This window comes from Arthrobacter sp. 754, from assembly GCF_040548695.1.
Classification (GTDB): domain Bacteria; phylum Actinomycetota; class Actinomycetes; order Actinomycetales; family Micrococcaceae; genus Arthrobacter.
In genome coordinates, this window is record NZ_JBEPSC010000002.1 from 548,838 (window position 1) to 572,348 (window position 23,511).

Sequence of the window (23,511 nt, forward strand, 5' to 3'; positions counted from 1 at the left end):
TTCCGGATACCTTAGCTGCCGCCCCGGAGCATGCCATTGCCGTCAGCGAAAACCTCACTGACTTTCTGGCGGAGGCTGGCTCCCTTCCGGGTGGCGGCATCGTTAAGTTCCTGGGCGAAATCGAGGAGGTCGGCGCGGAGCGATGCAGCCAGCGTGTCCGTGCCGGCGGCCAGGATCCGGACGGCCAGGAGGCCGGCATTCCGGGCCCCGGCGATCGAGACGGTGGCGACCGGAACCCCGGCCGGCATCTGCACGATGGAGAGCAGGGAATCCATTCCGTCGAGGGTCTTCAGCGGCACCGGTACGCCGATGACGGGCAGTGGGGATACGCTCGCCAGCATGCCCGGAAGGTGCGCAGCACCGCCGGCACCGGCAATGATGACCCGCAGCCCGCGCTCGTGGGCCGTCTGGCCGTAGCGGATCATTTCGGTCGGCATCCGGTGGGCCGAGACAACATCGGCTTCAAAAGGTATGCCGAATTCAGCCAGCGCATCGGCTGCGGCCTCCATAACAGGCCAATCTGAATCCGAACCCATGACAAGCCCTACGAGGGGCTTGGTTGTTGTGTCGGCGGCATCGGACGTGGCTTCGGTGGTCATGCGGTCTCCTCGGAAATCAGTGCTGTTTCTTCGGCTGGCACCCGGCCGTCACGGATGATGGCAGCCACCCTGGTGGCGCGCTGCCGGACGGATTCAACGTCACCGGTGGAGGTCCCCACCAGGTTGACATGGCCGATCTTTCGACCCGGCCGCACCGACTTGCCGTAGCAGTGGACCTTGGCTGCAGGTTCGCTGGCGAGGGCGGCCGGGAAAGCGGAGAACAGGTCCTGGTTGTCGCCACCCAGGAAGTTCTTCATCACCACCACCGGGCCCAGCACGTCCGTGGCGCCGAGCGGAAGGTCCAGGACGGCACGCAGATGCTGTTCAAACTGGCTGGTGACTGAACCATCCTGGGTCCAGTGGCCGGTGTTGTGGGGCCGCATGGCCAGTTCGTTAATGAGGAAGCCGGCTCCGCTTCCCGGTGTTTCAAAGAGCTCCACCGCCATTACTCCGGTCACTCCGAGCTCACCGGCGATGCGCAGTGCGGCGTCCTCGGCCGCAGCGGCGACCTCCACAGGGATAGCCAGGGCCGGTGCTATGACTTCATCGCACACGCCGTCCACCTGGATCGTGTGGACCACTGGCCAGGCGCGGGATTCCCCGCTTGGTGTGCGTGCCACCAGGGCGGACAGCTCGCGGCTGAAGTCGACCTTTGCTTCGGCGAGCAGCGGGCTCATGGCTTCGAACCATCCTGCAGCTTCGGCGGCGTCCTCTGCGGAGTCAATAATCCGCACACCCTTGCCGTCATAGCCGCCGCGAGGCATCTTCAGGACCACCGGCCAGCCAATCAGGTCGCCGAAGTCCACCAGTGCGGCCACATCCGGAACCGCGGCCCATCGCGGATTCGGCAGGCCCATGTTGTCGATGGCGGCCCTCATGACCAGCTTGTCCTGAGCGTTCACCAGGGCGTCGGGGCTGGGCTGGACGTTCACCCCGGCTGCCAGAAGCGCGCGTAGGTGGTCATGAGGGACGTGCTCGTGGTCGAACGTCATGACATCCAGGCCGTCCGCGAAGTCGAGGAGCGTCTGCAGGTCCTTGTAGTCACCTACCGGTGAAGTGGATACAGCAGATACTGCCGAAACGTCCTCCGACTCAGCGAGGACACGGAGTTCAAAGCCGAGGGCAGTGGCGGCGGGGGCCATCATTCGCGCAAGTTGGCCGCCGCCAACCACGCCGATTACTGGAAAAGTCACATATGCCAGCCTACAGAAAAGCTCAACGGATCCCGGCTTTCGGAGGTCGCGGGAACCGGATTTCAGGTAATCGTGCCCCCGTTTCTCCGGGCGGATGGGGCCGGTCCCCGGATTTCGGGGCTAAAATGGACCTCTGGCCGTGTGGCCCACAATCGGACGGCCTTGGAGGGTCATGCTTAGCTCACTTGCAGATCGAATACGGGGACTGGCCTCGCTCTTTTGGCGCGAGGTCGCCAAATTCGGCGCCGTCGGCGGTGTGGCCTTCGTCATTGACTCAGCGGTCTTCATCTGGCTGTTCACCGGCCCCATGCACGGCAGCGAAGTCTGGGCCAAGGCATTGGCCACCGTAGTGGCCAGCATCTTCTCCTGGGTTGCCAACCGCTACTGGACTTTCCGGCACCGCAAACAGGCCAACGTGGCCCGCGAAGCAGCGCTTTTCGCCGTGATGAACGTGGTGGGGCTCCTGATCGCCTCGGGCTGCGTCTGGTTCGCCAAATACATCCTTGACCTGAACGACAAGCCCTCCCTCTTTATCGCAGGCAGCGTTGTGGGCCTTGTCCTGGGCACCATCTTCAGGTTCTTCGCCTACCGCTTCTGGGTCTTCAATGAAGAGCTGGACCAGGAGCCGGAGTTCTCGCACGACCACGAACTCATCGAGGGGCACCACCATGCGAAAGCCCCTGCTGCCGTAGCCACCAGGCCTGGCGAGCTGGCCGACGAGGACGCCGAGAGTCCCCGGCAGTCCTAGCAGGGTTGCAGGCCCTGCCGGCCGAGGCCCTGGGGCATCGGCCTGCAGGGCCTGATCACTACCCGCCGTGGACGCGTTCCGCAGCCAGAAGCTTGTCTGTCAGCTCCACGTCGGGGTGCACCAGCACCACTGAGCCGCCGTTGTCCCAGGCGCCAAGCGCGTCAGCCAGCACAGGCTCCAAACCCTCGCCTGCGTGGACCAGCAACCGGACGCCATCGTCGTGCGGAGTGGCGAAGCCGGTCAGAAGGTCTTCATGGAGGTGCCGCCGGCCGTCCCGGCCCCGCACGGCGACGCCATCCGCTGACGGATCGCTGTGGGCCAGGAAGACGTCTCCATGCATGCGGACCTCGGCGGCGAAGTCGATAACGCCGGGAGGCAGTTCCCCCGGCCACCGCATGGCCAGGGCCGGCAGCGCAACGGCGATGACGGCGTCGTGTTTTCCGGGGACGCTTCCGGGGTTATCGGTGACGAGCAGGTCCGCGTCGCCCCCGTCCAGGGCAGTCTCCATGCCCAGCTGCCACGCGGCAAGCGCCCAGATGAGTGACTTCCAGTGCGCCGGGAGCGAAAGGCTTATCCGCATCCCCGGCTCTGCATCCAGCTCGTCCTGCAACAGGTTGCTTGTTTTCGCCACCCAGTTGTCCAGGACCCTGCCTGAGAGTTCCACCCGCTCGGAATCCGGTCCGTACCAGGTGAGGCGGGGTGAAGTGGCGTGGCCGGAACGCAGGGATGTCATCAGTTCGATAGCCGGAATGCTCATGGCTACATCTTGCCACGCAGGCGTCCCGGGGCTCCCGGGCGGGAATCCGGGATTTCCTTTTGGCAGTAACCCCTAGGAGTACTGCCAGTCCTGTGATCTTTGTCACGTTGATTTGTCATCTCATTTGTCTTACCGGGCGCTTGCCTGTATTTTCTGCGGCAATTCAGGGGAATCGGGCTCTTCAGGACGCGGGCGGGGGTCCGCCTTCATCCGCCGCGCCCGGCAGCCCGGAAATTCCCGGGCGTGGCGTGCCGGTGGTTCGCGGGGAAAGTTGATTATTATCCCGTCCACGGCTTGACGCGCCTGTAGTTACACACGTGTAATTAGATACCTAAGGCCACTGCGTAAATACAGGCACACAACCGAGTGCCCAGGGATCCAGGCAGAGGCTGTAACTTTCAGGAGGGTCGCATGGGGCAAGCAGAGCGTATCCAGGAAAATGCTGTCGTCGCCGGTGAGGCAACGGCCAAATACCGCTCACGCGGCGTACCGAGTGACTGGTACGTGGATCCCGCCGATCCAGACGCTGCGGACCGTTACAACCGCAATGCAGGCGACTCACGCCAGGACCAGGCCACGGCCTTCCTTGCGGCGCACGAAGCACTCCTCGACGGCGGTCAGGGACAGGACGATGACGATCTGGACCCCCCGATGGAGCTGCGCACGGCAGACACCACCACCCAGCCCGTATGGATCGGACTGCCGTTCCGGCAGGACTTTGATGACGAGGGCGAACTCGGCTGGCAGACCGATGCATTGTGCGCGCAGACGGACCCGGAGGCTTTCTTCCCCGAGAAGGGCGGCTCGACACGTGACGCCAAGAAGGTCTGCGGCGCCTGCAATGTGCGCTCACAATGCCTTGAATACGCGCTGGCGAACGACGAACGGTTTGGCATTTGGGGCGGCCTTTCCGAGCGTGAGCGCCGGCGGCTAAGGAAGCGGGCAGTCTAATTCTTAAGGAAGTGCATGTCACTGCCGTTGTGGTAGCCCACAACGGCAGTGCCTATCTCCCCAGAACCCTGGCTGCCCTCGCGGGCCAGACCCGGCCCGCGGACTCTCTCATTGGAGTGGACACCGGATCGCGCGACGACTCCGCAGCGCTCCTTGAACACGCTTTGGGCGCAGCCAACGTGGCCAGCTTTCCCCACGGCAAGAGCGGAATGGGAGGCGCTGTACGCGCCGGGCTCAACGCACTCTCGCCCTGGGACGGTTCGCCCGAGCGCGCCGCATCGGAGTGGGTCTGGCTGCTCCATGACGATGCAGCACCGGCGCCTGAGGCGCTGGCTGAACTGCTTGGCGCAGTGGAACGTGCGCCATCCGTGACAGTCGCAGGCTGCAAGCAACTGGACTGGCATGCCGGGCGCCGTCTCATCGACGTCGGCCTTTCCACCAGCCGCTGGGCCGAACGCCTGACCCTCATCGACGCCGATGAGCTCGATCAGGGACAGTACAACGGCCGCACTGACACTTTCGCCGTGAACTCGGCAGGCATGCTGGTCCGCCGGGACATCTGGGAGCACCTGGGCGGGTTCGACCCCGCACTGCCCGGCACCGGCGACGACGTCGACTTCTGCTGGCGCAACCGCCTGGCCGGGCACCGGGTGGTGGTGGTCCCCACCGCGAGGATCTTCCACGTCGCGCACCGCCCCCACGGCCAGGGCAATCCTTCGGCAGCCCGCAAAGCCCAGGTCCATCTTCGCCTCAAGCACGCCCCGCTCTGGAAAGTACCGTTCCACGCCGTCGGGGCGCTCCTGGGCAGCATCTTCAAACTTGTGCTCAGCATCGCCGTCAAGGACCCGGGTCACGGTTTCTCCCAGCTCGTGGCCACATTCGCGGCCCTTGCCAGACCCCGGGCGGTGGCCAAGGCGCGCCGGACGGCGGCCCGGACCCGCCGCATCCGCCGCTCGGTCATACAGAAGCTGCAGACTCCCAGGCGGGAGGTCTGGAACCACCGCCGGTCCCTGATGGAAGCCCTCGGCGCTGACAACTCGACACCGGACGGGCTCGTTCAGGACCCACTCGCGAACCAGCCCACCGGGGATTCCGCCGATGACTTCGCTGCACTGACCACCAGCGAACGCGGCTGGGTGGGGACAGGCGCGCTCGCGGCGGTCATCATCGCTTCTGCCGCCTCCCTCCTTGCGCTCAGCGGGTTGTTCCGTGCCGAGGCCGTCTCCGGAGGCGGCCTCATACCGGTGTCCTCAACCCTGGGCGAAATCTGGCATCACGCGTCCAGCTGGTGGGTCAGCCTGGGGGCCGGTCTTCCCGGCAGGGGTGACCCTTTCGGCTACGTGCTCTGGATCCTTGGCGTGCTGGGCGGGGGAGACGCCAACGCAGCGATGGCCTGGCTGCTGCTGCTGGCCGCCCCGCTGGCCGGACTGACGGCATGGTTCGCCGCCGGCGGCCTGACTACCCGGCGCCGTATCCGCTTTGTGGCTGCCCTGTTCTGGGCTGCGGCTCCGGCGTTGCATGTTGCCCTGAACCAGGGCCGCACAGGGGCCTTGGTTGCCCACGTCATGATCCCGTTGCTCGTCCTGGCATTGCTGCGCGCCACGGGTTCCGCGGTGGGCCACGGCCGGTTTGTGGTTCCGACCCCCGGCGAGCGGCGATTCACCGAGAAGCCGCCGGCGCGGCCCGGAATCAACGGCACGCCGTCCTGGACCGCTGCTGCCGCGGCGGGCTTGGCGCTGGCTGTTGGGGCCGCCTCGGCTCCGTCCCTGCTGATCCCGGCTGCAGTCATCATCGTGCTCTGCGGGCTGATGCTTGGCCGCCGCGGCCGAACGGTCTGGTGGGCGCTCCTGCCCACTGCCGCGCTTTTCATTCCCTTTGGACTCTCGGTCATCGACCGGCCACGGGCATTGCTCGCCGATCCGGGCGTCCCGCTGGGTTTTGAGCCTGCTCCCTTATGGCAGCAGTTCCTGGGCCAACCCCTGGCTTTCTCCCCGGCAGCCGGGCTGTACGGCCTTCCTTTCTTCAGCGGCCAGGCCGTTCCGTGGGCTCTCCTGCTCGCGATGCTGGTAGCTGTCCCGGTCCTGCTGCTTGCCCTCGCGGCCCTTTTCCTGCCGGGTAAGCGGACCCGGAAGGCGCGGGTCCTTTGGGTGGCGGCGATGATCATCCTTGCTGGTTCATGGCTGGCAGGACATGTCGCCACCGGCGCCAACGCCGACACCCTGGTGACCCCGTTCACCGGTCCTGCTGTCTCAGCCGCCGGGTTCGCGCTGCTGGGTGCGGCGCTTATCGGTGCCGAACGTCTGCTCGATGCGGCGGACGGGATGGAGGCACCCAGCGCCAGGCGCACTGTTGCTTTGCGCTCCGCAACCGCCCTTGCCATGGTGGTGCTCCTGGCCGGGCCGCTGGCGGGAATGGCGGTGTGGTCGGCACAGAACATGCTCCGGTCCGCTGCCGCCGCGCCACTGACGGAGGTCCCGGCCGGCCCGGCGCTGGGGACGCCCCGGCTTGTGGAGGCAAGCAGCAAGCGGACCCTCCCCGCTACTGCGATTGACCGCGGCATCGGCCCCGAGCAGACACGCACACTGCTGATCAGCACCGGGGAGAACGGCACTTTTGATGCCGCCCTGATGCGCGGGGCAGGTACCACACTGGACAGCCTGTCGGCCATTGCGGCCGCGCGGAACATCATGGGTGCGCCCGGGCAGGAAACTCTCAGGGAGGATGACGAGGTTACCTCCTCCATCCGCAGTGTCGTCGCCACCCTGGTGGCCGGACAGGGCGTGGATCCCAGGCCGGAACTCGAGCGGCTCGGTGCAGGGTTCGTGGTCCTGCGCTCTGCCGACACCGCAGCCCAGCTCACGGCCAGCAGGATGGACGCCGTGCCTGGCCTCGTTGCCGTGGGGCAGACCGACGTCGGCTGGCTGTGGCGAATCACCCCGCTGAACCAGCCCACGCTCCAGCCGGCTGATGTTGCGCACCGCGTCAGGATTGTGGACGGTGCCGGAGCGACGGTGGCGCTGGTGCCCTCGAAGTACGACGACGTCGACACCGCCGTCGCTGAAGGACCGGAAGGCCGGCTGGTGGTGCTGGCGGAACGGGCGGACCCGGGCTGGAGCGCCTGGCTTGACGGACGGAAGCTCACATCCACCACCTCCGGCCCGGCGCAGGCATTCACCTTGCCTGCCGCGGCCGGTCAGTTGACCATCCGGTACGACGTCCCGTGGGCGCTGTGGACAGCGATCGGGCAGATCACGGTGATCGGGCTTACGGTGATGCTCGCAGTCCCCATGCCCGCCCGCCGGCCCAACACGGGCCTGTCCCGGGACGAGGGATCTTTGCGTAAGGAACACCAGAATGCATAACGACGCCCGCACAGCCGATCCCGCCCCGGTGGAGGAGACGGTGGCGGAGGACGCCGTCGAACCGCCAAGGCCCCGGGCCCGCCGGATTCCGCGGCGGGAGACACTGGCCGGGCTGGCCTCGGCCTTGGTGATAGTGGCCGCCGCCGGCGGGATAGTGGCTGCCGGGTCGATCGCGCCGCAGCCCGGGGGGAGCCGTAGCATTCCGGCCGCGCTGGCGGCTGTTCCGGCCGGGGCAAGCCTGGGCGTGTGTCCGGGGCCGGCGCGGCTTCTCGAGGGGACCGAGGCGGGCACTGACCCCCAGTTCAGCCCGGAATCGGCCACAGCCAACAGCGCTGTCACCGGAGCTGTCCTGAGTGCCCCCGGGGGTGTCCTGCCGGGAAGCCGGCTGTCCGCCCTTGGCGGGGCCGTAGCAGTCGAGATCGCCAAAAGCGGAGGGCGGCCAGGCGAAGGCACCGGGCCCCAGGACCTGGTCGCCGGAGTGCTGGCCGGACACAAGGTGGAAGCCCCCACAGTATTGGGAGCTGACGCCTCGGCGGGCCTCAAGCCGTCAGCCGCGGGAGCCCTGAAGTTTACTGCCACCGACGGGGACCTCCAGGGGTCCGCCGCCGCCAACTGCCAGGCGCCGGCCAACGATCTTTGGCTGGCAGGTGCCAGCACCACCGTGGGCCGCACATCAGTCCTTGTCCTCAGCAATCCCTCCAGCACGCCCGCCACTGTCAGCCTTGAGCTCTACGGCAGCGCCGGCCAGATCCAGGCGCCGGCCAGCAGGGGGCTCCTCGTCGCCCCGGGAACTACCCGCACCATTGTCCTGGCCGGACTTGCTCCGGGAGAGAAACAGCTCAGCGTCCACGTCCGAAGCGCCGGTGGCCCGGTTGCTGCAGCCATCCAGCAGAGCGTCCTCAGGGGATTGACCCCCGGTGGCGTGGACTTCATCGCACCGGGGGCTGCTCCGGCTGCCCGGCAGGTCATGACCGGGGTGGACATCCAGGACGCCGCCGGAATTGCCGCCATCACCGGGAAAGGCGGCTTCGACGACGCCGGTCCGACACTCTCCCTCACGGTCCCGGGTTCTGCAGATGCTGTGGTGGAGGTCAAGCTTTTCGGCCGCGACGGGCAGAAAGCCCTCCCCGGCGGAGGGGTTGTGACAGCCAAAGCCGGGGCTGTCACCGAGGTTACGTTGGCCGGGGTCCCGGCCGGCCACTACACGGTGTCCGCCAGTTCGGATGTCTCATTCGTGGCAGCGGCCCGCGTCACGCGCGGCCTCACTGCCGAGCGGCCTGCGGACGTGGCGTGGGCTGCCTCCGGGGTCAGGCTGGGAAGCCAGCACGTGGTGCCTGTGCCACGGGGCGGGGAGCGCACCCTGGTATTCGGGGTCCTGGAGAACCGCGCGACGATTTCCTACGCGCCCATCACAGCTGACGGCAAGATCCGGGCCGCCGCGACTGCCGACGTCGCAGGCGGCACCACCACATCCATCAAGGTTCCGGAGAAGGTGGACGAATCAGAGGTTGTGGGATACGTCGTCTCGGCTTCGGGCGACGCCGCCTACGGCGCGTTGCTTCTGCAGCAGGAGGGCAGGGAAGACGTATCCACCCTGGCCTTCATGCCGGCAGCCACAGGTCAGGAAAAGGTGCCGGTCACCCTCGGGTACTGACCGGGAGTGCTGCGCAAAGAGTCGCTGCAGGCCGGCAGTCAGTACCGCCGTCGGTAGACCGGATCCAGTGTCTCGGGCGCCACGCCGAGCATTTCGGCGGTGTGTTCGACGACGACGTCGTGAACCAGGTCCTGCAGTTCCTCGCGGGTAGCGCAACCCTGTTCCACCACCCGGCGGTAGAGGGTGATCACCGGGCCTTCCTCTGCCGTGGCGGGAGTGTAGGCGCCCATGGGCGGCGGCGCGGCGTCGGCCACCAGCTGTTCCAGCTGCGGCGGGATTTCATCGACCGCAAACCGCACGCCGTCAAGGGTCTTGCCCCAGATGTCGTGGAGCCGCTGGGCGGAATCGAGCACCATGTCATCAAAACGGTCGGACCGGGTTCGATAACCGGGATGCGTGGGCAGGATCAGTTCACCGCGGAGACCGCGGCCGTGGCGGTTCCGGCGTCGCATCGCGAAGCCCCGGCCCGGCGAGCCCATACCCGTTTCTCCCTTGCGGACATCCGGGTCAGCCAACCGGACCGTAAAAGCTGAATCATGGTTCGATGACTGCATACATTGACTCTAAACCCGGCCGCAGATTTACGCGACACATACCGCGCTTCCGGCCTTGGCGCGGCGACAAGCGGGAAATACGCAGAACGGCGGAGTGTAGCCGGTAGTCTGGGATGTCGTGGGAGCTATCCGTCAATGTTCGAGGTCAGCCTGCCGTCAGTCAGCGGTGGCGACTTTGACGTACGTCTATGCCGACTCCACCGCAGTCCTGGGCCCGCTCGCCACTTACGCGGAGCCGCATTGCTACGATTTGTGCGAGCAGCACGCCGGCTCGCTGACGGTTCCCCGCGGCTGGGAGGTGCTTCGGCTGGCCATGCCAACGAGCCCGCAGCAGCCCGGCCCTGATGACCTCCTGGCGCTGGCGAATGCGGTCCGCGAAGCAGCGGCGCTGCCACCGAAGTCCCAGACCACACAAACCCAGAGGGTTCCGCATTCGGCGCTGGAAGCTCCACCCGGCGCGGAAGGCACCCGCCGGGGGCATCTGCGCGTCCTGCGCGAACCTTCCTGACACCCATCTGGCGGTAGGCTGGAATCTGCTAATCTGTCAGCCACCGGCGCGAAACGCGCCCCTTTCGGGAGCATCAACCCATGCCAAAGATCAGTCCTGAACTGTTGTCCGTCCTGCGGTGTCCTGTCACCGGATCGCACCTGGTCCAGGAAGGCGATGAGCTGGTCTCGACTGCGGCGGGGGATTCCGGCGCGAAGCTGCGCTACCCGATCGAGGATGGCATCCCGCTTCTGCTGCCGCCGGAACTTCTTCAGGCGGCAAGCGCCGCAGGCTCGGACCAGCATGATTCCCGGCACGGCGCCGCCGGAACCGCATAAACCGTTCCTCCACCCGCATCCAGCAAAACCCTCCACTGACGCAACCCCCGCGGGCGCCTCTACACCGGCGCCGCGATCGGACACAGCAAAGGAACCCCATGACACTTGACTACAAGGTTGCCGACATCTCGCTGGCCGAGGCCGGCCGCCACCAGATCCGCCTGGCCGAGCACGAGATGCCCGGACTGATGTCGCTCCGCGAGGAGTTCGGAGCCACCCAGCCCCTCAAGGGCGCCCGGATCGCGGGTTCGCTGCACATGACGGTCCAGACCGCCGTGCTGATCGAGACCCTCACGGCGCTCGGCGCCGAGGTCCGCTGGGCTTCCTGCAACATTTTCTCCACGCAGGACGAAGCTGCCGCGGCGGTCGTAGTCGGCAAGGGAACGGCCGAAGACCCGCAGGGAGTCCCGGTGTTCGCCTGGAAGGGGGAGACCCTCGAGGAATACTGGTGGACTGCGCAGCAGATCCTGGTCTGGCCCGGCGCGGACGCCGATCCGGACCTTGGCCCGAATATGATCCTGGACGACGGCGGCGACGCCACTATGCTGGTCCACAAGGGCGTTGAGTTCGAGGCCCTGGGTGCTGTGCCGTCCGCAGCCGAAGACGAGTCCGAGGAAGGCCGGATCTTCCTTGACGTGCTCCGGGCGTCCCTGCAGGAGGATCCCAAGCGGTGGACCCGGATCGGATCCGGCCTGCGCGGTGTCACCGAGGAGACCACCACCGGCGTGCACCGCCTCTACCAGCTGGCGGAACAGGGCAAGCTGCTTTTCCCGGCCATCAACGTCAACGACTCGGTCACCAAGAGCAAATTCGACAACAAGTACGGCATCCGCCATTCACTGCCGGACGGCATCAACCGCGCCACGGACGTCCTGATGGGCGGCAAGGTCGCCGTCGTCTGCGGTTACGGCGACGTCGGCAAGGGAGCCGCAGAGGCCTTCCGCGGCCAGGGTTCACGCGTGATCGTCACCGAAATCGACCCCATCTGCGCCCTCCAGGCAGCCATGGACGGCTACCAGGTGGCCAAACTGGAATCGGTCCTCAGCGAAGGCCACATCTTCATCACCACCACCGGCAACAAGGACGTCATCATGGCGGAGCACATGGCCGGCATGCGTGACAAGGCCATCGTGGGCAACATCGGCCACTTCGACAACGAGATCGACATGGCCGGACTGGCCCGGACCCCGGGGATCAAAAAGGTGGAGATCAAGCCCCAGGTCCACGAATGGGTCTTCGAAGCCGATGCCGCCACGGGACAGGGCAGCCGCTCCATCATCGTCCTGTCGGAAGGGCGCCTGCTGAATCTGGGCAACGCCACCGGCCACCCCTCCTTCGTCATGAGCAACTCCTTCGCCAACCAGACGATCGCCCAGATCGAGCTGTGGACCAAGCGGGACCAGGCCGAAGGCGAACGTGAATACGCCAACCAGGTGTACGTCCTGCCCAAGATCCTCGACGAGAAGGTGGCCCGCCTCCACCTCGACGCGCTCGACGTCGAACTGACCGAACTGTCCAAGGACCAGGCCGAATACCTGGGCCTGGACGCCGCCGGCCCGTACAAGCCTGAGCACTATCGTTACTGACGTGTGACGCCCAGGGCGCGGACCGTGCCCGGGTTTGTTACCGCCAAGGATTAAGATCGGACTATGGAGCCTGACCTAAAGCCACGCCGCCGGGGGACCGCCAAAAAGATAATCTTGGTGGCGGTCCTCTGCGTCCTTGCTGCCACCGGAGGTGTCTTTGCCGCGGGGGCGCCGGGATTCGCAGGCGCGGGCCTTGAATCGGAAGCAGGCTCCGCGGTCCGTTCGGCACCGGGGGTTGCCTCGCCCGTCGTCGCCCCGGTGAAGCTTGAGGTCACCCCTGCCGAGGGAGCCAAACAAGTGAACCCGGCCTCGCCGGTTTCACTCAAGGTGGGCAACGGCAGGATCGAAAGCGTCACGCTGACCAGCACCTCAGGGGAAGAAGTCCAGGGAACTTTTGCCACGGACGGGAGCAGCTGGTCCGCGTCCGGCCCGCTGAAGTTCAACACCGAGTACAGCTACACGTACGTGGTCACGGACGCGGTGGGCCGCGAAACCAGCACCACCCAGTCATTCAATACCGTCTCCAGCACCCATGAGGCCGACGCCGCGATCTACCCGTTGGACGGCATGAAGGTAGGCGTGGGCCAGCCCCTCCAGGTCATCTTCAGCGAACCGGTGGTCAACCGGGCTGCCGTCGAGAAGGCCATCAAGGTCACCTCCAGTGCAGGCCAGGCGGGAGCCTTCCACTGGTTCAGCGACACGATGGTCCGGTACCGTCCCGAAACCTTCTGGGCTGCCAACTCCACGGTCACCATGGACATGCAGCTTTTCGGCGTGGACCTCGGCAACGGCCAGATCGCGAACTTCAACAAGAAGGTCAAGGTCAACTTCGGCGACAAGAGGGTAGCCATCGCCGACGCTGCCGCCCACACATTCACCCTCAGCGTCAACGACCAGGTGGTAAAAACCCTCCCCGTCAGCATGGGCGATCAGCGCTTCCCGTCAGCCCGCGGCTACGCCGTTCTCATGGAAAAGAACCGCTATGACCACTTCCGGGCCGCCAGCATCGGCCTCAAGCCGGGCGATCCCGCCTACTACGGCGAAGTGGACGTGGAGTACTCCATCCGCCTGACCCTGAGCGGGGCCTACATCCACCAGGCGCTGGAATCCGCCTACCCCTACATCGGCAACACCAACGTCTCCCACGGCTGTATCGGCTTCGCCCCCGACGGCGCCGCCTGGGTCTTCGAGAACATGACCACCGGAGACGTGGTGCAGATCATCAACACCGAGGGTGACTACGCTGCGCTCGACGACGGGTACGGGGACTGGAACATTCCCTGGGCCGAGTACGACAACTGATACGGACGTTCACTACGAGCGTTTAGTACGGACGTTCAGTAAAGCGTTCCCGTGCGCCTGCAGGTGCCGGACGGATCAGGAACCGAACGGCAACCGGTCCAGCCGCTCAGCCGTTGCCGAGTTGCGGCGCCGGGACTGCCGAAGCTGCGCCAGTTCGCGGTTACGCCGTTCGGCAATGACGGCGGCCAGATACTGTTCGGGGCTGGTACCCGACGGCGGCGGCGGAGCCACATGCGCTGCCAGTTCCGTGGCGATTGACTGCGCCATCCCGGCGGCAGACAGCGGTGACATCCTGCCCGCCTGCCGGATGAACTGGGTGGCCCGCCTGGCTGTGGCATCGGGAATCCGTCCGATGTCCGCGGCTCCGGCCCAGCCTTGGAGCTGAGGGGGCACATTGACGCGGACCGTAGCCTCAACGGGCACCCGGCGCCGGAGCGCGTAGGTGCCGGCGAGGATGTCGCCCAGCCGCTTGGACCGGCCGTTGAAGAGCGCCACGCCGATCGCCAGGCCGCCGAAGGTCAGGTAGATTTCCAGGAATCCCGTCAGCCCCCGGATGACGGCGTGACGGAACCGGATGGCACCGCCGTCGTCGCGGACCACACGCAGGCCTGCGGCCAGTTTGCCGAGGGAGAGGCCCCGGGTGAGCGTCTCAATGGCTACCGGAAGAATCACGAAGCAGAAGACAATGCTCAGCAGCGAGAGAGCCCGGACCGCCGCGTCGTCCAGGTCCTGCGCCGCCGCTGTGATGCCGAACAGAATCAGGACCAGCAGGACAACGTTGACCAGCACATCCAGCACCAGGCCAAGCGCCCGTGCGGCGAACGATGCGGGGCGGAGTTCCAGGACAACGGCCTCGCCCGTGATTATTGAACTCAACCGGGTTCCCATCCTCGTTGTAGATCCTGCATCGACGCTGCTGTTGTGCCTGCGGGTGCCCGCCATCCTCCGGACGCTCATAGTCTAAGGCGGCTAGGCTGTTGCCGTGGATATGGATGCCTTCTCCGCCGTCAACGGCGATAAATGGTCAAGGCTGCACGAACTTGCGCACAAAAGGCGGCTCAGCGGGGAGGAAGCCGACGAACTGCTGAGGCTTTACCAGGCAACCTCGGCCCACCTGTCCTTCATCCGCTCTGTTGCCCCGGAGGGTGGCCTGTCAGCGTCCCTGTCTGCCACCCTGGTACAGGCCAGGACCCGCTTTACCGGTGCCCGGTCAAACTTCATGGCCGACCTGGCCCGCTTCTTCGTCGCCGCCCTGCCCGCAGCCCTGTACCGCCTGCGGTGGCTGACTGTGGCGTGTGGTGCCGCATTTGTGTTGGTCGCCGCCGCGTATGCGTTGTGGATCGGGACGTCGCCGGAGGCTTTGCGGTCGGTGGCCTCGGACGCCGCGGTCAGGCAGTACGTCGAGTCTGATTTCATCGACTACTACTCCGAAAACCCTGCTGCATCGTTCGCCGGTGCAGTCTGGACCAATAATGCCTGGATCAGTGCGCAGGCCGTGGCGTTGGGCATCACAGGCATCTGGGTGCCGATGATCCTGTTCACCAATGCACAGGGAGTGGGGATCGCCGCGGGAATCTTTGCCGCAGTGGGCAAGCAGGATGTCTTCTACAGCTACATCCTGCCCCACGGCCTGATGGAGCTGACGGCCGTCTTTATTGCCGGCGCAGCGGGGCTCAGGATTTTCTGGGCCATGGTGTCACCCGGTCCACGGACCCGGGGACGCGCCGTGGCCAACGAAGGCAGGTCCCTGGTCACCGTTGCCCTGGGCTTGGTGGTGGTGCTGTTCGTCTCGGGCCTGGTGGAGGGTTTTGTGACGCCGAGCCCCCTGCCGGTGTGGGCAAAGATCGGCATCGGGGCCGCCGTTCTGGCTGCCTACTGGGTCTACGTCCTTGTCTGGGGCCGGCGCGCGTATCACGCCGGCGAACGCGGCGATCTGTTGGCGGGCGACGCCGGCTACACCGAAATCGCCGCCTGATTCGGGTGCGTCCGGGGTGGCACCTCGCCGTCGCGGAGCAGCGGACGGTAGGCTCAAGAACAGATACATGGCGCTGCCCGGACCAGAGCCGGCAGCGCGAACCCCGACGGAAGTGACGCTGCTGTGAATGACAATTCGCCGACCCCTGCCAAACGCTCGGAGCCGCAGCCGGATCCGGATCTGGATACATCGACAGACTCGGACGAGCCCGCTTTTGCCTGGATGACAGGATCCGGCTCCAGCAGCCCCGACGCACCGGACCCGGAAGCGTCCGGCCCCAACGCCTCCGCCCCCAAGGCCTCCAACGCGAACGCCTCCATCACGAACGCTTCGGGTGCCGACGGCGTCCGCGCCGGGCAGACCGCCGGGCAGACCGCCGGGCAGACTGCTGCGCAGCCTGAGAGCCGCGCCGACCGCAAGGCGGCCGAAGCCGCCGTCGAACATTCCGCTGTAGGACATTCCGCTGTAGGACATTCCGCTGTTGGACATTCCGCCGTCGAGTCTTCCGCCGGCGACGGTGTTTCCACCGATGAGTCCGGTCGGGAGCATTCCGACGTGGCTTCTGCCGGCCGGAAAGCCACCAGCCCGGACATTGCCGGGCGCGAAACCCCGGGCCACAACGCTTCCCACATGGGCGCTTCCCCGGCGTCCGCCCGCAAGGACGCCGGTGTTTTCAGCGAACCGCTTCCCACTTCCGCCCTGCAGGTCCGTCCTCCGCAGGACGAGGTGGAGCGGCGTAACGCCGAGCGTGAAAGCGCGGCCAACGCCAAACCGGTACCCCCGCGCGTGTGGCAGGTCCTCCTGGCCATCTTCTACCCCGTGATCCTGCTGGTGCTGGCTGTCCGGGCTGTGACCAGTCCGCTGTTCCTTTGGGTGGAGTACAACAGGCCCGGTTTCCCCGGCGACGGGTACGGTTTCAGCGCCGACGACAGGATGACGTACGGCTCCTACACCGTTGACTACCTCAGTAACTGGGCAGGCCCGCGCTACCTGGGGGACCTGGTCAACCGCAGCGGTGCGGACCTTTTCAAGGACGGCGAAGTCAGCCACATGGCAGACGTCAAGCTGGTGATCCTTTCCGCCTTCGGGGCGGGTGTGCTCATGATTGTGCTCAGCCTCGTGGGCATCGCCTACCTCCGGCGGCGCAGCACCGGGGGAGTACGGCGTGGGCTGTTTGCGGGCTCCATCGTCGGGTTGGTGATCATCCTGGGCCTCGGGGTGCTGGCAGTGCTCGGCTGGCAGCAGTTCTTCACCGAGTTCCACCGGCTGTTCTTCGCCAGCGGCTCCTGGACGTTTGCCTTGGAGGACACCCTGATCCGGCTGTTCCCGGGCCAGTTCTGGATTGACGCCGGAATAGTTATCGCCGCCCTGGTCTTCCTGGTGTCCTTGGTGACCCTGATCCTCACCTGGCCGACGCGCCGGCGCCGCGGCCTGGCCAAGGACAAGCGAGGTGCCAGCAGTGAGCAGGCCGTCAACGATGGACCGGCAGCCCGTGACGGACATGCTGTCAAGGAGCAGCGGTCGGCCGCTCAGCCGTAGATGCCGCTCAGCCGTAGAGGCCGGCAATCTCCGCTTCAAATTCACGGACGACGACGGCCCGCTTGAGTTTGAGGGACGGCGTCAAGTGGCCGGATTCTTCGGTGAATTCGGCCGGCAGGACGGTGAAGGCCCGGATGGATTCTGCCTGGGACACAGAGGCGTTCGCGTGGTCAACAGCCGCCTGGACGGCAGCACGGACCCGGGCGTCCGTGACCGCCTCGCGGACCGAAAGTGCCGGCACGCCGTTTTCCGAGCACCAGTTTTCCAGCCCTGACGGGTCGAGGCTGACGAGGGCGGCCACAAAGGGCCTGCCATCGCCCACCACCACAGCGTGGCCCACGAGCTGGTGGGCCCGGATCAGTTCCTCCAGGGGCCCGGGCGCGACGTTCTTCCCGGCCGCGGTCACCAGGATGTCCTTCTTGCGGCCGGTGATTTTCAGGAAGCCGTCGGAGTCCAGCTCGCCGATGTCCCCGGTGCGGAAGAAGCCGTCAACGAACGCGTCCTCGTTGGCTGCCGGGTTCGCGTGGTAGCCCTTGAACACCCCGATACCCTTGACCAGCACCTCGCCGTCCCCGGCCACGCGGATGGTGGTGCCCGGCAGCGGAATGCCCACGGTGCCCACCCTCGTCCGGGTGGGTGTGTTGGCGGTGCACGGTGCGGTGGTCTCGGTCAGGCCATAGCCCTCAAGCACCGGGATGCCGACGCCGCGGAAGAAATGCGCGTCCTCCGGAGCCAGCGGGCTGGCTCCGGACACCATATAGCTGAGCCGGCCGCCGAAGATGTTCCGGAGTTTTGGATATACCAGCCGGTCGAACAGGGCATGCTGCATCCTCAGTGCGATACCTGGGCCGCTGCCCTGGCCGCGGGCCGCGTTGTCCTGCTCGGTGGAGTAGCGGATGGCGGCGGCCGAGGCTGCCCCGAAGATCCTTGATTTTCCGGTCATGGCCGCCTGGTGGCCTGCGCTGGCCCGGACCTTTTCGAAGATCCGGGGAACCGCCAGCAGAAAGGTGGGTTTGAAGGCGGCAAGATCCTCCACCAACGCCGCCGGGCTTGCGACGTGGCCCAGCGTGGTGCCGGCGTGCAGGCACACAACCTGGACAGCCCGGGCGAGGACATGGGCCAGGGGCAGGAACATCAGCGTGCGGGCGTTTTCCTGCTTGAGGAGCTCGGGCAGGAAGGCCACAACGTTGGCTGCCACGAGCGCAAAGTTTCCGTGGGTGATCTCGCAGCCTTTGGGATGCCCGGTGGTGCCGGAGGTGTAGACCAGGGACGCGACATCATCCAGCCCGGCGGCGCTGCGGTGCCTTTCCAGTTCGGCGTCTGTGACTCCCATGCCGGCAGCCGAGAGGCTGGCGAGGTCGGGGGCTTCACCGTCGTAATCCATCCTGACTACGCTGACCAGCCGGTCGCGGAGGCGGTCGGAACCCTCCAGTACCCGGCCGATCATCGCCACTTTGCCGCGGTCCTCGGCGAATACGCGGCGGGCGCCGGCGTCGTGCATTATCCACTCCACCTGGGCGGGGGAGGACGTTTCATAGATGGGCACCGTCACGCCGCCGGCGAACCAGATGGCGAAGTCCACGAGTGTCCACTCGTACCGCGTTGCGGACATCACGGCCACACTGTCCCCTGGCTCCAGGCCGCCGGCGATCAGTCCCTTGGCGAGGGCGCAGACATCATGCAGGAACTTCTGTGCCGGGATGTCCGTCCAGCCGTTGCCGGTTTTGTGGGCGTAGAGGGCGTGGGCGCCGTTGGCGGCCGCCTGCCGGAGCAGGAGATCGGTGACATTGCTGTCCGGTTCAAGCTCCACCATGAGCTTTGTGCTTGCTTCCCGCACGGGCGTCTCCGTTCCGCGGCCTTACCGCCGGCGCGCTTGCCTTGACCCGCATAACCGCACGCGGCTCCATCGTCACGATCTGATGCAATCCTGCCTTAGATCCAGGACGGCATCCACATTCTGTACCGCCATTCCTGGTACGGGATGGTCTCCGCGGCCCATACCGGGTAGAAGAAGGCCGAAAGCAGTATTGCTCCGGCGACGAACAGCGCCACCAGATAGAGACCCGAGCGCCGGCGCCAGAGCGGGTCAGTGTCCCGGCCCAGCACCAGGCCAAGGCAGTAGACCAGGGCGAGCACCAGGAAGGGTTCAAAGGAGACGGCGTAGAAGAAGAACATGGTGCGCTCCGGGTACATGAACCACGGAAGGTAGCCCGCACCTACGCCCGCCAGGACGGCACCGGCCCGCCAGTCACGGCGTCCGGCCCACCAGAAAAGCACCACCACCAGCGCGATGGCCGCACTCCACCAGATCATCGGGTTCCCCACCGAAAGGATGGCGGAGGCGCAGTTGGGCACGTCGCACCCAGGGGTCCCCTGCTCCGGTTTCTGGTAGAAGAACGACGTCGGCCTGCCCATGACCAGCCAGCTCCAGGCGCTGGCCTCGTAGGGGTGTTCGGAACCCAGGCCCTGATGGAATTTGTAGGCCTCAAGATGGTAATGCGCCAGTGAACGAAGCGAATCCGGCAGCCAACCCCATTCAGCTGAGGGGTTGGCCTGGGCCCAGCGCCGGTAGTAGGCGTTGTCGGATCGGAACCAGCCCGTCCACGTTGCGGCGTAGACGAGGGCGGCAACGGGAACCATGGCGGCGAACGCCGGCAGCCCGTCCTTGATGATGCCGCCGCTGGCCCAGCCGCGTATTCCGGCAACGCGCCTGGCGTTAAGGTCCCATAGGACGGAGAGAACACCGAAAGCGGCGAGGAAGAAGAGGCCCGACCATTTGGTGCCGATGGCAAGGCCGAGGCACACGCCCGCGGCAATCCGCCACCAGCGGACGCCCAGCCAGGGGCCGGCCAGCAGTTGCCCTGCGGAGGGGCGGCCGTTCCTGGAAGCCGCTGCCAGCTTGCCGATCCGTGCGGCGAGGCGCCGTCGTCCGTGGTCCCGGTCCAGCAGCAAGGCCCCGAAGGCCGCCAGGATCCAAAACATGAGGAAGACGTCCAGGAGGGAGGTCCGCGACATCACCAGGTGGTGGCCGTCGACGGCGAGCAGCAGCCCGGCGGCTGCGGCCAGTGGCAGGGAACGGAAGAGTTTCAGGGCAATCAGTGACAGCAGCAGGATGGAAACCGTACCTGTCAGGGCTGCGGCGAAGCGCCAGCCGAAGGGGTTATCCGGCCCGAAAAGCCACATGCCGCCGGCGATCATCCATTTGCCCACCGGAGGATGGACCACGTATTCGGGCGTGTCCAGGATGACCGTCGGATTGCCGGCATTGAAGGAATCGTTTGCCTTGTCCGGCCAGCTTCGCTCGTAGCCGCTGATCAGGAAGGAGTACGCGTCCTTGACGTAGTACGTTTCATCGAAGACCAGGCTGGCGGGCGTGTCCAGCCGGACGAAGCGGAGGATGCCGCCGATCACTGCGGTGAGGATGGGGACCAGCCAGAACCAGAGCCGAAGCGACGGCGGGTAGTCCCGCCAGCTGCGGACGTTGCCGATCAGGCGCTCCCGGAGGGCTTCGGTGGAGTAGGCCTCGGCGGGCCGGCTGATCCAGGGGCGGCCGGCCGGGGAAGCGCCGGCGGTCACGTGTCCGGGGGAGCCGGGAACTGATGCTGCCTGATTGGCTTGCCCGGCCCCGGCAGGCCGCATGGAGGTCTGCGTCACCTGCCCCATGCTACCTTTTGCAGCCTGCGCAGCCCGCCAGCAGTAGGCTGGGGGAGTGGACCCTTACCCCAGCACCCCTGCCGATTCCAGCCCTGAAGACTTTCCCAGTGCCGGTGCAGGTGAGCCGGTTGCCGCGGCGGCCACTCCCGGGCCCGGCCGGATCATTCTCGCGGCAACGCCCATCGGCAACACGGGAGACGCATCGGCCCGCCTGATCGGCCTGCTGGGCACGGCCGACATTGTGGCGGCCGAGGACACCAGGCGCCTGCACCGCCTGGTCCAGAGCCTCGGGGTCACCGTCGAGGGGCGGGTCATCAGCTACCACGAGCACAATGAGGCCACCAAAACCGCAGAGCTGCTGGAGCAGGTACGGGCCGGAAAGACACTGGTCATGGTTACCGACGCGGGGATGCCCTCGGTTTCCGATCCCGGCTTCAGGCTGGTGGAAGGGGCCGTGGCAGCAGGCCTCACCGTGACGGCTGTCCCTGGTCCATCTGCCGTCCTGACCGCCCTGGCCCTGTCCGGGCTCCCGACCGACCGCTTCTGCTTTGAAGGCTTCCTCCCCCGGAAAGCGGGCGAACGGGCCTCGCGGCTTGCCGACCTTTCCGCGGAGCGCCGCACCATGGTGTTCTTCGAGGCCCCGCACCGCCTGGAATCGATGCTGCGCGCGCTCAGGGAACGTTTCGGCGCGGAACGGCGGATCGCCGTGTGCCGCGAACTGACCAAAACCTATGAGGAGGTCATCCGCGGCACCGTGGGGGACCTGCTGCTGTGGGCGGAAAACAACGAGGTCCGGGGTGAGATCGCGGTGGTGCTGGGCGGCGCCCCCGAACAGGCCCCGGGAACGCCCGAAGACCACGTGGCGGCCGTCAACGAACTGGTCTCCCAGGGGATCCGGCTCAAGGAAGCGGTGGCCGCCGTCGCCGAGGACGTCCGGGTGAGCAAGCGGGAGCTCTATTCAGCAGTCCTCGCGGCGCGCTGACCGCGGGCTGGTTGCGCGCTGACACGCACTGAACGCGCGCTGGCCGCGGGCTCGCCGGGCCAAACCGGCATCTGTGCACTCGCACAACGCTGCCCGCTCCCTGCAGTGCTTCCTGGCGTAGACCCTCCCGCCGTCGCAGCAGTAGTCTGACAGTAATTCAGCCAAACCGGCCGGTCACCAGCCCGAAGCCAGCATCGCCAGCCAAAGCGGCAGGCCTGGCCGGAAGCAAACCCAACTGACAAGGGAGTCACCGTGACGCTCACTGCACAGCCAGCTGTTACCGCCCAGCGCGAGAGCGAACTGCTCGCCACAGTCCCCACCGGCCTGCTGATCAACGGCCAGTGGCGGCCTGCGGCGTCGGGGAAAACGTTCGATGTCGAGGACCCCGCCACGGGCAAGGTGCTGCTCAGCATCGCCGACGCCGGCCCCGAGGACGGCAAGGCCGCCCTGGACGCGGCAGTCACCGCGCAGGAGTCGTGGGCGAAGGTCCCGCCGCGGGAGCGCGGGGAGATCCTGCGCCGCGCCTTTGACCTGGTGACGGAGCGGGCCGAGGACTTCGCGCTGCTGATGACCCTGGAAATGGGCAAGCCGCTGGCCGAAGCCCGCGGTGAGGTGACGTACGGCGCGGAGTTCCTTCGGTGGTTCTCCGAGGAAGCCGTCCGGGCGTTCGGCCGCTACTCCGTGTCCCCGGACGGGAAGTCCCGCCTGCTGGTGACAAAGAAGCCGGTGGGCCCGTGCCTGCTGATCACGCCGTGGAACTTCCCGCTGGCCATGGCCACCCGCAAGATCGCCCCGGCCGTTGCCGCCGGCTGCACCATGGTCCTGAAGTCCGCCAACCTGACTCCGCTGACCTCCCAGCTGTTCGCCGCGGTGATGATGGAAGCCGGCCTGCCGGCCGGTGTCCTGAACGTGATCCCCACGTCGACGGCCGGTGCCACCACCGGGCCGCTGATCAAGGACTCCCGGCTCCGGAAGCTTTCCTTCACCGGTTCCACCGAGGTGGGCCGGCGCCTGCTCTCGGACGCGTCCGAGACGGTGCTGCGGACGTCCATGGAGCTGGGCGGGAACGCCCCGTTCGTGGTGTTCGAGGACGCTGACATCGATGCCGCCGTCGCCGGGGCGATGCTGGCGAAGCTGCGGAACATGGGCGAGGCCTGCACTGCGGCGAACCGGTTCATTGTGCATGAAGCGGTGGCTGAGGAGTTTGCAGAGAAGTTCGCCGCGAAGATGGGGGAAATGACCACGGCCCGGGGTACGGAGCCGGAGTCGAAGGTTGGCCCGCTGATCGATGCCAAGAGCCGGGACAAGGTCCATGAACTGGTCTCCAACGCCGTGGCCTCAGGTGCCAGGGCGGTCCTGGGCGGCGCCCCGGCAGCAGGGCCGGGTTACTTCTACCAGCCCACCATCCTCACCGGCGTCACCGAGGGAACCCGGATCCTGTCCGAGGAAATCTTCGGTCCGGTGGCCCCGATCATCACCTTCGGCACCGAGGCCGAAGCCGTCCGTCTGGCCAACAACACCGAGTATGGGCTGGTGGCCTACGTCTTCACCAAGGACCTGAACCGCGGCATCCGGATGGGCGAACGGCTCGAAACGGGAATGCTTGGCCTGAACGCCGGTGTCATCTCCAACGCGGCCGCACCCTTCGGCGGCGTAAAGCAGTCAGGCCTGGGGCGCGAAGGCGGCACCGAAGGCATCGAGGAATACCTCTACACCCAGTACATCGGCATCGCAGACCCCTACGCAGGCTGAAGCAGGCCGGTTGAAGCAAGCAGGCCGGCCGAAGCACGCAGGCTAGAGCAGGCCGGCTGAAGCGCGCCCGCTGACCCC

Annotated in this window: 19 protein-coding genes; 12 read left to right on the forward strand and 7 right to left on the reverse strand. The window is 66.6% G+C overall.

Annotated features, from left to right (window positions below; translation table 11 throughout):
• Window positions 1-11 precede the first annotated feature (11 nt).
• A complete protein-coding gene (gene purE / locus ABIA70_RS08025) occupies window positions 12-599 on the reverse strand; it encodes a 5-(carboxyamino)imidazole ribonucleotide mutase (RefSeq protein WP_354147058.1) in 588 nt (195 codons plus the stop codon).
• Entirely contained in the window at window positions 596-1,792 is a 1,197-nt protein-coding gene (locus tag ABIA70_RS08030; RefSeq protein ID WP_354147059.1) for a 5-(carboxyamino)imidazole ribonucleotide synthase, read from the reverse strand. Before ABIA70_RS08030 ends, purE begins: the two co-directional genes overlap by 4 nt.
• Before the next feature lie 172 nt (window positions 1,793-1,964).
• Between ABIA70_RS08030 and ABIA70_RS08035 the strand changes: the two genes are divergently transcribed.
• Window positions 1,965-2,540 (forward strand): GtrA family protein, encoded by a 576-nt coding sequence (locus ABIA70_RS08035; RefSeq protein ID WP_354147060.1) that lies wholly within the window; start codon window positions 1,965-1,967, stop codon window positions 2,538-2,540.
• Window positions 2,541-2,598: 58 nt separating this feature from the next.
• On the opposite strand, the gene ABIA70_RS08040 is transcribed toward ABIA70_RS08035, so the two are convergent.
• Window positions 2,599-3,297, reverse strand: coding sequence for a TIGR03089 family protein (locus ABIA70_RS08040; RefSeq protein ID WP_354147061.1), 699 nt, complete (start codon window positions 3,295-3,297; stop codon window positions 2,599-2,601).
• A 411-nt stretch (window positions 3,298-3,708) separates the two neighbouring features.
• Here ABIA70_RS08040 and ABIA70_RS08045 point away from each other — a divergent pair, with 411 nt between their 5' ends.
• Genes ABIA70_RS08045 through ABIA70_RS08055 form a run of 3 tightly spaced genes read left to right on the forward strand, consistent with a single transcriptional unit; the run spans window position 3,709 to window position 9,264 of the window.
• Complete coding sequence (locus ABIA70_RS08045; RefSeq protein WP_354147062.1) at window positions 3,709-4,248, forward strand: WhiB family transcriptional regulator; 540 nt, start codon at window positions 3,709-3,711, stop codon at window positions 4,246-4,248.
• Window positions 4,249-4,277: 29 nt separating this feature from the next.
• A complete protein-coding gene (locus ABIA70_RS08050) occupies window positions 4,278-7,610 on the forward strand; it encodes a glycosyltransferase family 2 protein (RefSeq protein WP_502917190.1) in 3,333 nt (1,110 codons plus the stop codon).
• The gene (locus ABIA70_RS08055) at window positions 7,603-9,264 is read left to right on the forward strand and encodes a DUF5719 family protein (RefSeq protein ID WP_354147064.1); all 1,662 of its coding nucleotides are present in this window, start codon (window positions 7,603-7,605) and stop codon (window positions 9,262-9,264) included. The genes ABIA70_RS08050 and ABIA70_RS08055 overlap by 8 nt, the downstream gene beginning before the upstream one ends.
• A 38-nt stretch (window positions 9,265-9,302) precedes the next feature.
• On the opposite strand, the gene ABIA70_RS08060 is transcribed toward ABIA70_RS08055, so the two are convergent.
• Window positions 9,303-9,818: a metallopeptidase family protein gene (locus tag ABIA70_RS08060; RefSeq protein ID WP_354147065.1), complete on the reverse strand. Its 516-nt coding sequence runs from the start codon at window positions 9,816-9,818 to the stop codon at window positions 9,303-9,305.
• Between the two features lie 118 nt (window positions 9,819-9,936).
• On the opposite strand from ABIA70_RS08060, the gene ABIA70_RS08065 reads away from it, so the two are divergent.
• From ABIA70_RS08065 to ABIA70_RS08080, 4 genes are all read left to right on the forward strand, one after another.
• Window positions 9,937-10,326 (forward strand): DUF3499 domain-containing protein, encoded by a 390-nt coding sequence (locus ABIA70_RS08065; RefSeq protein ID WP_354147066.1) that lies wholly within the window; start codon window positions 9,937-9,939, stop codon window positions 10,324-10,326.
• Between the two features lie 80 nt (window positions 10,327-10,406).
• On the forward strand, window positions 10,407-10,643 hold the full coding sequence (locus ABIA70_RS08070) for a Trm112 family protein (RefSeq protein WP_354147067.1): 237 nt from the start codon (window positions 10,407-10,409) through the stop codon (window positions 10,641-10,643).
• Window positions 10,644-10,741: 98 nt separating this feature from the next.
• Window positions 10,742-12,229 (forward strand): adenosylhomocysteinase, encoded by a 1,488-nt coding sequence (gene ahcY, locus ABIA70_RS08075; RefSeq protein WP_354147068.1) that lies wholly within the window; start codon window positions 10,742-10,744, stop codon window positions 12,227-12,229.
• Window positions 12,230-12,292: 63 nt separating this feature from the next.
• Entirely contained in the window at window positions 12,293-13,531 is a 1,239-nt protein-coding gene (locus ABIA70_RS08080) for a L,D-transpeptidase (RefSeq protein WP_354147069.1), read from the forward strand.
• A 75-nt stretch (window positions 13,532-13,606) separates the two neighbouring features.
• On the opposite strand, the gene ABIA70_RS08085 is transcribed toward ABIA70_RS08080, so the two are convergent.
• The gene (locus tag ABIA70_RS08085; RefSeq protein WP_354147070.1) at window positions 13,607-14,407 is read right to left on the reverse strand and encodes an RDD family protein; all 801 of its coding nucleotides are present in this window, start codon (window positions 14,405-14,407) and stop codon (window positions 13,607-13,609) included.
• Between the two features lie 106 nt (window positions 14,408-14,513).
• Between ABIA70_RS08085 and ABIA70_RS08090 the strand changes: the two genes are divergently transcribed.
• Window positions 14,514-15,506 (forward strand): stage II sporulation protein M, encoded by a 993-nt coding sequence (locus tag ABIA70_RS08090; protein WP_354147071.1) that lies wholly within the window; start codon window positions 14,514-14,516, stop codon window positions 15,504-15,506.
• Between the two features lie 123 nt (window positions 15,507-15,629).
• Window positions 15,630-17,045: a TIGR01906 family membrane protein gene (locus ABIA70_RS08095; RefSeq protein ID WP_354147072.1), complete on the forward strand. Its 1,416-nt coding sequence runs from the start codon at window positions 15,630-15,632 to the stop codon at window positions 17,043-17,045.
• Window positions 17,046-17,052: 7 nt separating this feature from the next.
• Here ABIA70_RS08095 and ABIA70_RS08100 read toward each other — a convergent pair whose 3' ends face one another.
• Together ABIA70_RS08100 and ABIA70_RS08105 are read right to left on the reverse strand one after the other, a co-directional pair.
• Window positions 17,053-18,882 (reverse strand): AMP-dependent synthetase/ligase, encoded by a 1,830-nt coding sequence (locus ABIA70_RS08100; protein WP_354147073.1) that lies wholly within the window; start codon window positions 18,880-18,882, stop codon window positions 17,053-17,055.
• Window positions 18,883-18,977: 95 nt separating this feature from the next.
• The gene (locus tag ABIA70_RS08105) at window positions 18,978-20,708 is read right to left on the reverse strand and encodes a dolichyl-phosphate-mannose--protein mannosyltransferase (protein ID WP_354147074.1); all 1,731 of its coding nucleotides are present in this window, start codon (window positions 20,706-20,708) and stop codon (window positions 18,978-18,980) included.
• A gap of 46 nt (window positions 20,709-20,754) precedes the next feature.
• Here ABIA70_RS08105 and rsmI point away from each other — a divergent pair, with 46 nt between their 5' ends.
• A complete protein-coding gene (gene rsmI / locus ABIA70_RS08110; RefSeq protein WP_502917184.1) occupies window positions 20,755-21,681 on the forward strand; it encodes a 16S rRNA (cytidine(1402)-2'-O)-methyltransferase in 927 nt (308 codons plus the stop codon).
• A gap of 252 nt (window positions 21,682-21,933) precedes the next feature.
• The gene (locus ABIA70_RS08115; protein ID WP_354147075.1) at window positions 21,934-23,433 is read left to right on the forward strand and encodes an NAD-dependent succinate-semialdehyde dehydrogenase; all 1,500 of its coding nucleotides are present in this window, start codon (window positions 21,934-21,936) and stop codon (window positions 23,431-23,433) included.
• Window positions 23,434-23,511 lie beyond the last annotated feature (78 nt).

What these genes read in the sequence shown, in the direction of transcription:
- purE (WP_354147058.1), bottom strand. Translation starts at nt 599, where the DNA reads ATGACCACCGAAGCCACGTCCGATGCCGCCGACACAACAACCAAGCCC.
- ABIA70_RS08035 (WP_354147060.1), top strand. Translation starts at nt 1,965, where the DNA reads ATGCTTAGCTCACTTGCAGATCGAATACGGGGACTGGCCTCGCTCTTT.
- ABIA70_RS08040 (WP_354147061.1), bottom strand. Translation starts at nt 3,297, where the DNA reads ATGAGCATTCCGGCTATCGAACTGATGACATCCCTGCGTTCCGGCCAC.
- ABIA70_RS08045 (WP_354147062.1), top strand. Translation starts at nt 3,709, where the DNA reads ATGGGGCAAGCAGAGCGTATCCAGGAAAATGCTGTCGTCGCCGGTGAG.
- ABIA70_RS08055 (WP_354147064.1), top strand. Translation starts at nt 7,603, where the DNA reads ATGCATAACGACGCCCGCACAGCCGATCCCGCCCCGGTGGAGGAGACG.
- ABIA70_RS08060 (WP_354147065.1), bottom strand. Translation starts at nt 9,818, where the DNA reads ATGCAGTCATCGAACCATGATTCAGCTTTTACGGTCCGGTTGGCTGAC.
- ABIA70_RS08070 (WP_354147067.1), top strand. Translation starts at nt 10,407, where the DNA reads ATGCCAAAGATCAGTCCTGAACTGTTGTCCGTCCTGCGGTGTCCTGTC.
- ahcY (WP_354147068.1), top strand. Translation starts at nt 10,742, where the DNA reads ATGACACTTGACTACAAGGTTGCCGACATCTCGCTGGCCGAGGCCGGC.
- ABIA70_RS08080 (WP_354147069.1), top strand. Translation starts at nt 12,293, where the DNA reads ATGGAGCCTGACCTAAAGCCACGCCGCCGGGGGACCGCCAAAAAGATA.
- ABIA70_RS08105 (WP_354147074.1), bottom strand. Translation starts at nt 20,708, where the DNA reads ATGGGGCAGGTGACGCAGACCTCCATGCGGCCTGCCGGGGCCGGGCAA.